The sequence below is a fragment of the Actinokineospora sp. PR83 genome (assembly GCF_021056305.1).
GTDB classification, from domain to species: Bacteria; Actinomycetota; Actinomycetes; order Mycobacteriales; family Pseudonocardiaceae; genus Actinokineospora; species Actinokineospora spheciospongiae.
This window is the reverse complement of the sequence record NZ_JAJCXD010000051.1, coordinates 8,709-22,716: the sequence shown is the minus strand read 5'-3', so window position 1 is coordinate 22,716 and position 14,008 is coordinate 8,709. Positions and strand designations below refer to the sequence as shown.

13 protein-coding genes are annotated in these 14,008 nt (G+C 73.0%); 11 read left to right on the top strand and 2 right to left on the bottom strand.

The window, feature by feature from the left end; genetic code table 11:
* Positions 1–62 precede the first annotated feature (62 nt).
* Complete coding sequence (locus L6E12_RS18430) at positions 63–1,571, top strand: beta-xylosidase (protein WP_236229162.1); 1,509 nt, start codon at positions 63–65, stop codon at positions 1,569–1,571.
* Positions 1,572–1,615: 44 nt separating this feature from the next.
* On the opposite strand, the gene L6E12_RS18425 is transcribed toward L6E12_RS18430, so the two are convergent.
* Positions 1,616–2,068 (bottom strand): B-4DMT family transporter, encoded by a 453-nt coding sequence (locus L6E12_RS18425; RefSeq protein ID WP_236229161.1) that lies wholly within the window; start codon positions 2,066–2,068, stop codon positions 1,616–1,618.
* A gap of 141 nt (positions 2,069–2,209) precedes the next feature.
* Between L6E12_RS18425 and L6E12_RS18420 the strand changes: the two genes are divergently transcribed.
* The 3 genes from L6E12_RS18420 to nusB are packed head-to-tail and all read left to right on the top strand — an operon-like array spanning position 2,210 to position 4,306.
* Positions 2,210–3,277: a Xaa-Pro peptidase family protein gene (locus tag L6E12_RS18420; RefSeq protein WP_236229160.1), complete on the top strand. Its 1,068-nt coding sequence runs from the start codon at positions 2,210–2,212 to the stop codon at positions 3,275–3,277.
* 44 nt (positions 3,278–3,321) lie between these two features.
* Positions 3,322–3,885 (top strand): elongation factor P, encoded by a 564-nt coding sequence (efp, locus tag L6E12_RS18415; protein ID WP_236229159.1) that lies wholly within the window; start codon positions 3,322–3,324, stop codon positions 3,883–3,885.
* 1 nt (position 3,886) lies between these two features.
* Positions 3,887–4,306, top strand: coding sequence for a transcription antitermination factor NusB (gene nusB, locus L6E12_RS18410; RefSeq protein WP_035280937.1), 420 nt, complete (start codon positions 3,887–3,889; stop codon positions 4,304–4,306).
* Between the two features lie 96 nt (positions 4,307–4,402).
* On the opposite strand, the gene L6E12_RS18405 is transcribed toward nusB, so the two are convergent.
* The gene (locus L6E12_RS18405; protein WP_018686187.1) at positions 4,403–4,891 is read right to left on the bottom strand and encodes a transcriptional regulator; all 489 of its coding nucleotides are present in this window, start codon (positions 4,889–4,891) and stop codon (positions 4,403–4,405) included.
* Positions 4,892–5,145: 254 nt separating this feature from the next.
* Here L6E12_RS18405 and pyrR point away from each other — a divergent pair, with 254 nt between their 5' ends.
* Genes pyrR through pyrF form a run of 7 tightly spaced genes read left to right on the top strand, consistent with a single transcriptional unit; the run spans position 5,146 to position 13,799 of the window.
* The gene (gene pyrR / locus L6E12_RS18400; RefSeq protein ID WP_308074970.1) at positions 5,146–5,739 is read left to right on the top strand and encodes a bifunctional pyr operon transcriptional regulator/uracil phosphoribosyltransferase PyrR; all 594 of its coding nucleotides are present in this window, start codon (positions 5,146–5,148) and stop codon (positions 5,737–5,739) included.
* Entirely contained in the window at positions 5,736–6,686 is a 951-nt protein-coding gene (locus L6E12_RS18395; RefSeq protein ID WP_236229158.1) for an aspartate carbamoyltransferase catalytic subunit, read from the top strand. Before pyrR ends, L6E12_RS18395 begins: the two co-directional genes overlap by 4 nt.
* Positions 6,683–7,990, top strand: coding sequence for a dihydroorotase (locus L6E12_RS18390; protein WP_236229157.1), 1,308 nt, complete (start codon positions 6,683–6,685; stop codon positions 7,988–7,990). The genes L6E12_RS18395 and L6E12_RS18390 overlap by 4 nt, the downstream gene beginning before the upstream one ends.
* Complete coding sequence (locus L6E12_RS18385) at positions 7,987–8,517, top strand: transporter (RefSeq protein ID WP_236229156.1); 531 nt, start codon at positions 7,987–7,989, stop codon at positions 8,515–8,517. Before L6E12_RS18390 ends, L6E12_RS18385 begins: the two co-directional genes overlap by 4 nt.
* Positions 8,510–9,655 carry a glutamine-hydrolyzing carbamoyl-phosphate synthase small subunit gene (gene carA, locus L6E12_RS18380; RefSeq protein WP_236229155.1) on the top strand — a complete coding sequence of 382 codons (1,146 nt, stop codon included), beginning with the start codon at positions 8,510–8,512 and terminating at the stop codon, positions 9,653–9,655. The genes L6E12_RS18385 and carA overlap by 8 nt, the downstream gene beginning before the upstream one ends.
* Positions 9,655–12,966 (top strand): carbamoyl-phosphate synthase large subunit, encoded by a 3,312-nt coding sequence (gene carB, locus L6E12_RS18375; protein ID WP_236229154.1) that lies wholly within the window; start codon positions 9,655–9,657, stop codon positions 12,964–12,966. The genes carA and carB overlap by 1 nt, the downstream gene beginning before the upstream one ends.
* Positions 12,963–13,799, top strand: a complete 837-nt coding sequence (pyrF, locus tag L6E12_RS18370; RefSeq protein WP_236229153.1) for an orotidine-5'-phosphate decarboxylase — start codon at positions 12,963–12,965, stop codon at positions 13,797–13,799. Before carB ends, pyrF begins: the two co-directional genes overlap by 4 nt.
* The last annotated feature ends 209 nt before the right edge of the window (positions 13,800–14,008 follow it).

Sequence of the window (14,008 nt, the reverse complement as noted above, 5' to 3'; positions counted from 1 at the left end):
GTGCCTAGACTGGGCCGGACGCCGACCCCGGCGGCGTCCCGGCACGGAGGTCCCCACCGCACATGCCCAGCAGGTTTCGGCGCGTTCGCCATGCCCTCGCGTCCCTGGTCGTGGTGGTCGTCGCGGCGGGTTGCTCGGCGGACGCGGAGGGCGTGACCGAGCGGGGGCCGGAGCCGACCACGGCCGCCCCCATCCCGGCCGTGCGGGCGGGGGCCGAGCCGGTCCGGTTGGGGACCGACCGGGAGCGGGCCAGTCCGCAGGTGGTGGCCGCGGGCGGTGGGGACGCGGTCTACAACTACGCACCGACGCTGATGGCCGAGGGCGGGCGGTACCGGATGTGGTGGTGCAGCCAGCTCGGCACCGCCGCCCCACCCGGTGACGACGTCCTGCTGGCCGAGTCGACGAGCCCGTGGGGCCCGTACAGCGGTCCGGACGGCAGCCCGGGCACCGCGGTGTTCTCCGGCAGCTCCACCGGCTTCGACGGCATGCACACCTGCGACCCGTCGGTGATCAAGGTCGGGTGGACCTACTACCTGTACTACACCGGCGCGGCGGGCCACCACGCCAACGGCAACGCCATCGGCCTGGCCACCAGCCCCGACGGTCGGGTGTGGACCAGGGCCAACGGGGGCGCCCCCATCGTCACCGCCTCCCACGACGTCCTCCGGGACAACGTCTACGGCACCGGCCAACCCGCCGCCACCCACGTCGACGGCTGGTTCTACCTGATGTTCACCGACACCACCGGCCGCGGCGCGGGCTGGAACGGGGCGGGCCAGTTCGTCCTCCGCGCCCGCGACCCCGCCTTCGGCACCGACGTGGAACTCCTCGGCGAGGACGGCTTCCACCACACCATGGGCACCGCCGACCGCAGCCGCTCCGTCGTCGACGCGTTCAGCGCCGACCTGATGTGGGTGGACGCCCTGGGCGCGTTTGCCATCGCCCACGAAACCGCCGACGGCACCAGCCTGACGTTCTGGGACCGCGAGTTCCGCCGCAAGCCCTACACCTCGGTCGTCATCCCCGGCCCGTGGAAGGAGGGCCCCGGCCTCATCCGCACCCCCGAGGGCCACGCCCTGCCCTCCCTGGACGACCCCTGCAACCGCATCCCGGTCGACCTGGTCCGCGCCACGGCCGACGCGGCGGCCCCCACAGACCTCAAGTACTTCGGGGCCGACCTCACCGACACCGCGGCCTGCGCCGACGCCGCCCGCGCCCTCAGGGCACTGGAGGGCTTCGCCATGCCCTCCCCGGAGCGCACCGTCGACGTGGTCCTGCGCGGCGAACTCATCCGGGTCGAACGGCGCTCGGTGGCCGAGCGCCTGTCCGTGAAGGTCCTCGACCACCGCGTCCCCGCCCTGGACGCGGTCCCGGTGACAGCCCGCCTCAGCGCCGCAGCGGCCGGAATCCGGACCGGCCCCGCCCAGGCGGGTCTCCTCCTGGACGACAAGCGCCTGTGGGCCCTCTCGGACCCGAAGCTGGCCAGCCTCAACGCCTCCACGCTGGCCGAGGTCACCCCCCGGGAGTGGGCCGCCCACCGACGCGGCCCCGACCTGATCGCCCGCCGCTAGCCAGAGCTGCGCCGCCGCGCGGCCGGACGCGTTCCGGGTGGGTGTCAGCCGCGGGGCCGGGGTGACGGTTTCGCGCGCACGGGCTCGTCTTCGTCCTCGTGCGGTCGGTCCGGGTCCAGGCGTGGGCCGACCACCAAGCCCAGCCCGGCCGGGAGCAGCACCAGCAGCGCGGTGAACGCCGCGCCACCGGTCAACGCCCCACCCAGTGCGCTGACCCCGGTCTGGTCGACGAAGATCCCCCGCCCGATCACCTGGAGGACCGCCGACCCCACACCCGCGACCAGTGCGGCGAGCACCCAGGCCATCCCCCGCTCCGGCACCTGCCGCCACCCGTCGACGGCGGCCCACACGGCGGCGACGCCCACCAAGCCCCCGAGCGAGATCGCCTCCACCACCGACTGGCCGGTCGGGTTCCCCGCCTTCACCGCGGCCACCACCACAGCCACGACGGCGTGGACAACGGCCAGCACCGCCCCGCGCACCACCCACAGACGCATTGCCGCAGCGTAAGCCCGCCGCCGCGCCGGATGCCAGCGCGCAGGCCCGCCCCACCGCACCCCATCGGCGCGCCCGCGGACAGGCCACCCCACGCACCGCGGCCACTCCGCACCCCACCCGGCTCGTCCTAAGCTCTCCCCATGGCTGTGCACGCGCGGCGGCGGGACGCCCTCCGGAAGGAACTCAGTGACCGTGGCCTGGACGGGCTGCTGGTCACCGACCTGCTCAACATCCGGTACCTGACCGGTTTCACCGGCTCCAACGCCGCCCTCCTGGTCACCCATTCGGAGGAGACGACCCTCTTCTGCACCGACGGCCGCTACACCGAGCAGTCCGCGTCCCAGGTGCCCGACCTCGCCACGGTGATCGACCGCGCCAGCGCCCTCGCCCTGGCCGACAAGGCATCCGGTGCCGTCGGCTTCGAGAGCCAGCACGTGACCGTCGACGGCCACGACGCCCTCGCCGCCGCCACGCGGGCCACGCTGACCAGGGCGCCGAACCTGGTCGAGGGGTTGCGGCTGGTCAAGGACGAGACCGAGGTGGACGCCCTGCGCCGGGCCTGCGCCGCCGCCGACAACGCCCTCGTCGACCTCGTCGAGGCGGGCGGTCTCGTCGGGCGCTCGGAGAAGGAGGTGGCCCGCGACCTGGAGAACCGGATGCGCGACCACGGCGCGGAGGGACCGTCCTTCGAGTCGATCGTGGCCACCGGGGCGCACTCCGCGATCCCGCACCACCGGCCCACCGACGCCGTCCTGGCGGCCGGGGACTTCCTCAAGCTCGACTTCGGGGCCCTCGTCGAGGGCTACCACTCCGACATGACCCGCACCCTGGTGCTCACCCGGGCCGCCGACTGGCAGCGCGACCTCTACGACCTCGTCGCCCGGTCGCAGGCCGCCGGGGTCGCCGCGCTCGCCCCGGGGGTGCCCACCCGGGACGTCGACCGGGCGTCCCGGGGTGTGATCGAGGACGCGGGGCGCGGGGAGGAGTTCCTGCACGGGCTCGGGCACGGCGTGGGGTTGCAGGTCCATGAGGCGCCGAGCCTGGCCAAGACCTCGGTGGGTACACTTTCCGCCGGAATGGCGGTCACCGTCGAACCGGGTGTGTACGTGTCCGGCAAGGGCGGGGTCCGCATCGAGGACACGCTCGTCGTGCGGGACGCCGGTCCCGAACTCCTCACGCTGACCACCAAGCAGCTCATGGTCGTCTAGACAGCGACCATCAACGCGCGCGGATAACAGGAGATCGGAAGCAAGTGGCCTCGACCAACGACCTGAAGAACGGCCTGGTGCTCAACCTCGAGGGCCAGCTCTGGACCGTCACCGAGTTCCAGCACGTCAAGCCCGGCAAGGGTCCCGCGTTCGTCCGGACCAAGCTCAAGCACGTCATGACCGGCAAGGTCGTCGACAAGACCTTCAACGCCGGGGTCAAGGTCGACACGGCCACCGTGGACCGCCGGGAGATGACCTACCTCTACAACGACGGGTCCGAGTTCGTCTTCATGGACGGCGACACCTTCGAGCAGATCTCCATCGCCGCCGAGGTCGTCGCCGAGCAGGCGCGGTTCCTGCTGGAGAACGGGACCGCGGTGGTGTCCTCGCACGAGGGCGTGCCGCTGTTCATCGAGCTGCCCACCTCGGTCGAGCTGGTCATCGAGCACACCGACCCCGGCCTGCAGGGCGACCGCTCCACCGGCGGCACCAAGCCCGCCAAGCTGGAGACCGGCGCGGAGATCCAGGTGCCGCTGTTCGTCACCACCGGCGAGAAGGTCAAGGTCGACACCCGCGACGGGCGCTACCTCGGCCGCGTCAACAGCTGACGTGGGTGCTCGCAGCAAGGCCCGCAAGCGCGCCGTCGACCTGCTCTTCGAGGCCGCGGTGCGCAAGGCCGACCCGGTCACGATCATGGCCGACCGGGTCGGCTCCCCGGACGTGCCGCCGGTCAACGACTACACCGTCACCCTGGTCGAGGGCGTGACCGCGCACCAGGCGCGGATCGACGAGCTGCTCACCGAGCACGCCGAGGGCTGGTCGCTGGCCCGGATGCCCGCCGTCGACCTCGCGGTGCTGCGGCTGGGCCTCTACGAACTGCTCTGGGCCACCGACGTGCCCGATGCGGTGGCCATCGACGAGGCCGTGCAGCTCGCGAAGTCGCTGTCGACCGACGACTCGCCCCGGTTCGTCAACGGGGTGCTCGGTCGGATCGCGGGCATCGCCGACCGGCTCCGCGCCACCCTGTAGGCCACCGGACGAGGCCATCGGACAGAGGCCGTCGAACGGCGAAGACGCCCCACGCGCAGCATCCCCGTCTGCGCGTGTGGCGTCCCTCCGTCGACCCTAGTCCTCTTTCGAGGGGCGTGCCTCGGGAGGAAGCACCCCCCAGTCGATGAGCTGCTCGGTCAGCTCGCCGGGGGTCATGTCGTAGATGATCGCCAGCGACCGCAGGTCCTCGGTGCGGATGGACAGCACCTTGCCGTTGTAGTCGCCGCGCTGGCTCTGGATGGTCGCCGCGTAGCGGGCCAGCGGGCCCACCTTCTCCGCGGGCAGCTGTTGCAGCCGCTCCAGGTTGATCACGATCTTGGTGGCCGGTTCGGCACCGGAGGGCACCCGGCCCTCGGGCAGCAGTTCCACCACGGGCACGCCGTAGAAGTCCGCCAGCTCGGCCAGCTTCTGCACGGTCACCGCCCGGTCGCCGCGCTCGTAGGAGCCGACCACGACTGCCTTCCAGCGGCCGCCCGACTTCTGCTCGACGCCGTGCAACGACAGCCCCTGCTGCTGGCGGATGGCACGGAGCTTGGCTCCCAGCGCCTTGGCGTAGTCGCCCATACGGCGGTTCTCCATTTCCTTCGCCCCGTCGGCGCTATCGACCGACGCGGGGATCTTCACCTCAACACGCAGAGTAATGGTTACCCAGAGTTGCCAGGAGGTCAAGCCAATCCGGCGACTGGGCGTCGTCCAGCCCACACGGACCACCCCTTCGAACCCCTGCCGGAGCCTGATACGGTCGCCACGACCCCTGGTCAGGGGATCGACCGACATCCTTTAAGGACCCGTCCGGTGAGGCGGGGAAGGAGTCCACCGTGCCGCCGCGAGACCGTGGCGCGCCGGAACCGGCCGGGCAGCGCGAGCTGCTGACGGCGGGCGACGTCGCGCGCACCATCGCCCGAATGGCCCATCAGGTCATCGAGAAGACGTCGCTGGGTGCTTCCGGCGCACCGCCGGTCGTGCTGCTGGGCATCCCCACGCGGGGCGCCCCGCTGGCCGCCAGGCTCGCCGCCCGGATCGCCGAGTTCTCCGGTGTGACCGTGCCCACCGGCACCCTCGACATCACCCTCTACCGCGACGACCTGCGCAGGCGCCCGACCCGCCCGCTCGGCGAGACCGCGCTGCCGGAGGGCGGGATCGACAACGCCCTGGTCGTGCTGGTCGACGACGTGCTGTTCTCCGGGCGGACCATCCGCGCGGCGCTCGACGCGCTGCGCGACGCCGGGGGCCGACCGCGGGCGGTGCAGCTCGCCGTGCTGGTCGACCGGGGGCACCGCGAGCTGCCGATCCGCGCGGACTACGTGGGCAAGAACGTGCCCACCGCGCGCACCGAGGAGGTCCACGTCCTGCTGACCGAGACCGACGACCGCGACGGCGTGCTGCTGCACCGGGAGGAGGGGTCCGGGTGAAGCACCTGCTGGGCACCGACGGCCTCGACCGCGACACCGCGCTGGCCGTGCTCGACACCTCCGACGGCCTCAAGCGGACCCTGCTGGGCCGCGAGGTGCGCAAGCTGCCGACGCTGCGCGGCCGCACGGTGATCACCATGTTCTACGAGAACTCCACCCGAACCCGGGTCTCCTTCGAGATTGCCGGGAAGTGGATGAGCGCCGATGTGGTGAACGTCTCCGCGGGCGGGTCCTCGGTCGGCAAGGGCGAGTCGCTGCGCGACACCGCGCTGACCCTGGCCGCCGCGGGCGCCGACTGCGTGATCGTGCGGCACCCGGCCTCCGGGGCCGCGCACCGGCTGGCGGGCTGGCTGACCGAGGCCGGGACCAGCGTGGTGAACGCGGGCGACGGCACCCACGAGCACCCCACCCAGGCCCTGCTCGACGCCGCGACCCTGCGCGACCGGCTCGGAGACGTCGAGGGCAGGCGGATCGGCGTGGTCGGCGACGTGCTGCACAGCCGGGTCGCCCGCTCCAACGTGCACCTGCTGACGACGCTGGGCGCCGAGGTCGTGCTGATCGCGCCGCCGACCCTGCTGCCGACGGGCGTCGCCGACTGGTCGGTGGGCGGCGCCGGGTCGCTGGTGGTCAGCCACGAGCTGGACCCGGAGCTGCCGACGCTGGACGCGGTGATGATGCTGCGGGTGCAGGCCGAGCGGATGCACGGCGGCTTCTTCCCGTCGGCGCGCGAATACGCGATCGCCTACGGGCTCAGCGAGAACCGGCTGCGGCTGCTGCCGGAGCACGCGCCGGTGCTGCACCCGGGGCCGATGCTGCGCGGCATGGAGATCTCGGCCGCGGTGGCGGACTCCCCGCGCGCGGCCATCACCCAGCAGGTGACCAACGGCGTGCACGTCCGGATGGCCGTGCTCTACCACCTGCTCGCCGGAGAAGAGGACGGGTCATGACCACGCTGCTCATCCGCGGCGCCACGCCGTACGGCGAGGGCGGCCCGGTCGACGTCCTGGTGCGCGACGGCGTGATCCGGGAGATCGCCGACCGGGTCGACGCCGACGCCTACACCGACGCAGGCACCGAGGTGCTGGACGCGGGCGGGCTGGTCGCCCTGCCCGGGTTCGTCGACCTGCACACGCACCTGCGCGAACCCGGCCGCGAGGACACCGAGACCATCGAGACCGGCTCCCGGGCCGCCGCGCTGGGCGGGTACACCGCCGTGTTCGCCATGGCCAACACCGACCCGGTGGCCGACAACGCCGTGGTGGTCGAGCACGTGTGGCGGCGCGGCCGGGAGGTCGGGCTGGTCGACGTGCACCCGGTCGGCGCGGTCACCGTCGGGCTCAAGGGGGAGCGGCTCGCCGAGCTGGGCACGATGGCCCGGTCCGCGGCGGGCGTGCGGATCTTCTCCGACGACGGCCTGTGCGTGGCCGACCCGCTGATCATGCGCCGGGCGCTGGAGTACACCAAGGCCCTCGACGCGGTCATCGCCCAGCACGCCGAGGAGCCGCGGCTGACCGTCGGCGCCCAGGCGCACGAGGGCGAGCTGGCCGCGCGCCTGGGCCTGGCGGGCTGGCCCGCGGTGGCCGAGGAGTCGATCGTGGCCCGCGACTGCCTGCTGGCCCGGCACGTGGGGGCCCGGCTGCACGTCTGCCACGTCTCCACCGCGGGCACCGCCGAGGTGCTGCGCTGGGCCAAGGGCCGGGGCACCAGGGTCTCCGCCGAGGTCACCCCGCACCACCTGCTGCTCGACGACTCGCGGCTGAGCACCTACGACCCGGTGAACAAGGTCAACCCGCCGCTGCGCACCGCGACCGACGCCGCCGCGCTGCGCGCCGCCCTCGCCGACGGCACGGTGGACTGCGTGGCCACCGACCACGCCCCGCACGCGAGCCAGGACAAGGACTGCGAGTGGTCCGCCGCCCGGCCCGGGATGCTCGGGTTGCAGACCGCGCTGCCGATCGTGGTACAGACCATGGTCGACCCCGGCCTGCTCGACTGGCGCGGCGTCGCGCGGGTCATGAGCGAGCGCCCGGCGGAGATCGCCGGGCTGCCCGACCAGGGCAGGCCGATCGCCGTTGGCGAGCCCGCGACGCTGACCCTGGTCGACCCGGCGGGCCGCTGGACCGTGCGCGGCGCGGACCTCGCCAGCGTCGCCGCCAACACCCCCTACGAGGGCATGGAGCTGCCCGGCACGGTGGTCGCCACGGTGCTGCGCGGTGCCCTCACCGCCCGAGACGGGAAGGCCGCGAAGTGAACCGCCTGGGCCTGACCCTGCTGTTCCTGGCCGTGTTCGCGCTGCTGGTCGCCCTGATGTGGTGGGGCTACCGCAACCGGCGCAAGCGCCAGGCCGACCTGCCCGCTTTCCCGGCTGTCCCCCAGGGGCTGCTGGAACAGGTTCGCGGGGGCAAGACCGAACCACTGCTGCCGCCGAGCACCGGCGTCTACGCCAGCACGGTCACCGACCGGAGCTGGCAGGACCGGGTGGCCGTCGGTGACGTCGGCTTCCGCGCCGACGCGACCGCCCACCTGCTGCCGAACGGCCTGCTGTTCGACCGCACCGGCGCCACCCCGGTCTGGATCCCGGCGGAGTCGGTGCGCGCCGCGCGCACCGAGGCCGGGATCGCCGGGAAGGTGATGGGCGGCGGTGGCCTGCTGGTGGTCCGCTGGGCGGTCGGCGAGCACGAGTTCGACACCGGCTTCCGAGCCGACGACAAGGACGACTACGACACGTGGGTGCCCGCCATCGGCGCGCTGAACCCGGAGGTGGCAAACGGTGAGTGAAACCCGGCTGACCAAGATTTCCGACCGCGCCCCCGCCGCGCTGGTGCTGGAGGACGGGCGCGTCTTCCCCGGCGAGTCCTACGGCGCCACCGGCGAGAGCTTCGGCGAGGTGGTGTTCTGCACCGCCATGACCGGCTACCAGGAGACCCTGACCGACCCGTCCTACCACCGGCAGATCGTGGTGCAGACCGCCCCGCAGATCGGCAACACCGGCTGGAACGACGAGGACGACGAGTCCTCCCGCATCTGGGTGTCCGGCTACGTCGTGCGCGACCCCGCCCGCACCCCGTCGAACTGGCGGTCCACCAAGACCCTGGACGACGCGCTGGTCGACGGCGGGGTGGTCGGCATCAGCGGCGTCGACACCCGGTCGCTGACCCGGCACCTACGCGAGCGCGGCGCCATGCGCGCCGGGGTGTTCTCCGGCGAGGCGCTGCGCGAGAGGGACGCGATGGTCGCCAGGGTGCGCGAGGCCCAGGGGATGGTCGGCGCCGCGCTGGCCGACGAGGTCACCACCGCCGCGAGCTACGTGGTCCCGGCCGAGGGCGAGCGCCGCTTCCGGGTGGCCGCGCTGGACCTGGGCATCAAGTCCAACACCCCCCGGATGCTGGCCGCGCGCGGGATCGAGACGCACGTGCTGCCGTCGACGACGAGCCTGGACGACCTGCTCGCCGTCGAGGCCGACGGGGTGTTCCTGTCCAACGGCCCCGGCGACCCGGCCACCGCCGACCACCCGGTGGCGCTGACCAGGGCGGTGCTGGAGCGGCGGATCCCGCTGTTCGGCATCTGCTTCGGCAACCAGATCCTGGGCCGCGCCCTGGGCCTGGACACCTACAAGCTGCGCTACGGCCACCGCGGGGTCAACATCCCGGTGATCGACGTGGCGACCGGCTCGGTGGCGATCACCTCGCAGAACCACGGGTTCGCCATCCGGGGCGAGGTCGGCAAGCCGTTCGACACCCCGTTCGGCGCCGCCGAGGTCAGCCACTACTGCCCCAACGACGGCTGCGTGGAGGGCGTGCGCGCGCTCGACGTGCCCGCCTTCTCCGTGCAGTACCACCCCGAGGCCGCCGCGGGCCCGCACGACGCGGCGGACCTGTTCGACCGGTTCGCAGACCTGATGGAGGGCAACCGCTGATGGCCAAGCGCGAGGACATCAAGCACGTGCTGGTGATCGGCTCCGGCCCGATCGTCATCGGCCAGGCGTGCGAGTTCGACTACTCCGGCACCCAGGCGTGCCGGGTGCTGCGCGAGGAGGGCCTGCGGGTCAGCCTGGTGAACTCCAACCCGGCGACGATCATGACCGACCCGGAGTTCGCCGACGCCACCTACATCGAGCCGATCACCCCGGAGTTCGTGGAGAAGGTGATCGCGGCCGAGCGCCCCGACGCCATCCTGGCCACCCTGGGCGGGCAGACCGCGCTCAACACCGCGGTCGCGCTGCACGATCGCGGGGTGTTGCAGAAGTACGGCGTGGAGCTGATCGGCGCGGACATCGACGCCATCCAGCGCGGCGAGGACCGGCAGAAGTTCAAGGACATCGTCGCCGACATCGGCGCCGAGACCCCGCGCAGCCGGGTCTGCCACTCGATGGAGGAGGTCCGCGAGACCGTCGCCGAGCTGGGCCTGCCGGTGGTCATCCGGCCGTCGTTCACCATGGGCGGCCTCGGTTCCGGCATGGCGCACACGCCCGAGGACCTGGAGCGGCTCGCCTCGACCGGGCTCACCGAGTCCCCGGTGACCGAGGTGCTGATCGAGGAGAGCGTGCTCGGCTGGAAGGAGTACGAGCTGGAGCTGATGCGCGACAAGCACGACAACGTCGTCGTCATCTGCTCCATCGAGAACATCGACCCGATGGGCGTGCACACCGGCGACTCGGTGACCGTGGCCCCGGCGATGACCCTGACCGACCGCGAGTACCAGCACATGCGCGACGTCGGCATCGACGTGCTGCGCGCGGTGGGCGTGGACACCGGCGGCTGTAACATCCAGTTCGCGATCAACCCGGCCAACGGCCGGATGGTCGTCATCGAGATGAACCCGCGGGTGTCGCGGTCCTCGGCGCTGGCGTCGAAGGCCACCGGCTTCCCGATCGCCAAGATCGCCGCCAAGCTGGCCATCGGCTACACCCTCGACGAGATCACCAACGACATCACCGGCGAGACCCCCGCCTCGTTCGAGCCCACGCTCGACTACGTGGTGGTCAAGGTGCCGCGGTTCGCCTTCGAGAAGTTCCCCGGCGCCGACACCACGCTGACCACGACCATGAAGTCGGTCGGCGAGGCGATGTCCATCGGCCGCAACTTCCCCGAGGCGCTGGGCAAGGCGCTGCGCTCGATGGAGACCAAGGCCGCCGGGTTCTGGACCACCCCCGACCCGGACGGCGCCACCGTCGAGTCCACACTGGACGCCCTGCGCACCGCGCACGACGGCCGCCTCTACACCGTGGAGCGCGCGCTGCGCCTGGGCGCGAGCGTCGAGCAGGTGCACGAGGCATCCGGCATCGACCCGTGGTTCCTCGACCAGGTCGCCGCGCTGATCGAGCTGCGCGACGAGATCGCCGACGCCCCCGTGCTCGACGGGACCCTGCTGCGCCGGGCCAAGCGCTCGGGCTTCTCCGACCGCCAGGTCGCCGCGCTGCGCCCGGAGCTGGCGGGCGAGGACGGCGTGCGCACGCTGCGCCACCGGCTGGGCGTGCGCCCGGTCTACAAGACCGTCGACACCTGCGCGGCCGAGTTCGCCGCCACCACCCCGTACCACTACTCCGCCTACGAGCTTGACCCCGAGGCCGAGTCGGAGGTCGCCCCGCAGCCCGACCGGCCCAAGGTGCTGATCCTGGGCTCCGGGCCGAACCGCATCGGGCAGGGCATCGAGTTCGACTACTCGTGCGTGCACGCGGCCATGGCGCTGCGCGAGGCCGGGTACGAGACGGTGATGGTCAACTGCAACCCGGAGACCGTCTCCACCGACTACGACACCTCCGACCGGCTCTACTTCGAGCCGCTCACCTTCGAGGACGTGCTGGAGGTCGTGCACTCCGAGCGGCAGTCCGGCACCGTCGCGGGCGTGGTCGTGCAGCTCGGCGGGCAGACGCCGCTGGGGCTGGCGCAGCGGCTGGCCGACGCGGGCGTGCCGATCGTGGGCACCCCGCCGGAGGCCATCCACCTGGCCGAGGACCGGGGCGCGTTCGGCCAGGTGCTGACCGACGCGGGCCTGCCCGCGCCCAAGTACGGCACCGCCACCTCCTTCCCCGGCGCCAAGCGGATCGCCGACGAGATCGGCTACCCGGTGCTGGTCCGGCCCTCCTACGTGCTCGGCGGGCGCGGCATGGAGATCGTCTACGACGAGCAGTCGCTGGCCGGGTACATCGAGCGCGCCACCGAGGTCTCCCCGGAGCACCCGGTGCTGGTCGACCGGTTCCTCGACGACGCCATCGAGATCGACGTGGACGCGCTCTGCGACGGCACCGAGGTCTACCTCGGCGGGGTCATGGAGCACATCGAGGAGGCCGGGATCCACTCCGGCGACTCGGCCTGCGCGCTGCCGCCGATCACCCTGGGCCGCGCCGACCTGGAGGCGGTCCGCCGCTCCACCGAGGCCATCGCGCACGGCGTCGGCGTCCGCGGCCTGCTCAACGTGCAGTACGCGCTCAAGGACGACGTGCTCTACGTGCTGGAGGCGAACCCGCGGGCCAGCCGCACGGTGCCGTTCGTGTCCAAGGCGACGGCCGCGCCGCTGGCCAAGGCCGCCGCCCGGATCATGCTCGGCGCCACCATCGCCGACCTGCGCGCCGAGGGCCTGCTCAACGCCGAGGGCGACGGCGCGGAGCTGCCAGAGGGGGCGCCGGTGGCGGTCAAGGAGGCCGTGCTGCCGTTCCACCGGTTCCGCACCAAGGAGGGCCACGGCATCGACTCGCTGCTGAGCCCGGAGATGAAGTCCACCGGCGAGGTCATGGGCATCGACGCCTCCTTCGGCAAGGCGTTCGCCAAGTCCCAGACCGCCTCCTACGGTTCGCTGCCCACCTCGGGCAAGGCGTTCGTGTCGGTGGCCAACCGGGACAAGCGGGCGATCGTGTTCCCGGTGAAGCGGTTGGCGGACCTGGGCTTCGAGATCCTGGCGACCTCGGGCACCGCGCAGGTGCTGCGCCGCAACGGGATCCCGTGCACGGAGGTGCGCAAGCACTTCGAGGGCCCGGACAACATCGTCGACCTGATCCGCGCGGGCGAGGTGGACATGGTCATCAACACCCCGTACGGCAACCACGGGCCGAGGGTGGACGGCTACGAGATCCGCACGGCCGCGGTGTCGCGCGACATCCCGTGCGTCACCACCATCCAGGGCGCGGCGGCGGCGGTGCACGGCATCGAGGCGCTCATCCGCGACGACATCGGCGTGCGACCGCTGCAGGAGTTGCAGGCCGCCCTGCGCGCGGAAATGGCGCAGCGGTGAGCGGGCAGCACTTCGGCGCCCGGCTGACCGGGGCCACGGCCGCCCGGGGTCCGCTGTGCGCGGGCATCGACCCGCACCCCGGGCTGCTCGACGCCTGGGGCCTGCCGCGCGACGCCGCTGGCCTGGAGCGGTTCGCGCTGACCTGCGTGGAGGCGCTGGCCGGGGTGGTGGCCGTGCTCAAGCCGCAGTCGGCGTTCTTCGAGGCGCACGGCTCCAAGGGCGTGGCGGTGCTGGAGCGGGTGATCGCCGAGTCGCGGGCGGCGGGCGCGCTGGTGCTGCTCGACGTCAAGCGCGGCGACATCGGCTCCACCATGGCCGCCTACGCCCAGGCCTACCTCGCCGACGGCTCGCCGCTGGCGGCCGACGCGGTCACGCTGTCGCCGTTCCTGGGCTTCGGCTCGCTCGACCCGGCGCTGGACCTGGCCGCCGAGACCGGTCGGGGCGTGTTCGTGCTGGCGCGGACCTCCAACAGCGAGGGCGCGTCGGTGCAGCGCGCGGTGGACGGGGGCGGGCGCACGGTCGCGCAGGCCGTCGTCGACGCCGCCGCCGCCCGCAACGCCGGGGCCGACCCGCTCGGCTCGGTCGGCCTGGTCGTGGGCGCGACCGTCGGCGACAGCGGTCTGGACCTCTCCGCGCTCAACGGCCCGGTCCTGGCCCCCGGCCTGGGGGCCCAGGGCGCGGGCCCGGCCGACTTGCGGGCCGTCTTCGGGGCCGCGCTGCCGCACGTGCTGCCCGCCAGCTCGCGCGACATCCTCCGGCACGGGCCGGGTGTCCCGGCCCTGCGCGACGCTGCCCTGCGCGTCCGCGACTCCCTGGTGGCCGCCGCGGGCTGATCCCAGGCGCGATTTCGCGACGTCCGCGGGAAGTCCCGCTCGCCGTGTCCGAGTTGCCCCGGAAGGTCCTTTCCCCGACCTTCCGGGGCTTCCGCACGCCCACACAGCGTTGTCGCAGGTCGCAGGGGTTGGGCTGACCGGGTGTGCCCGGGGGCCTGCGGATAGTGGCGCCCGCGACACTTTCGCCCCCCGCAGTCACCCGAGCGCGC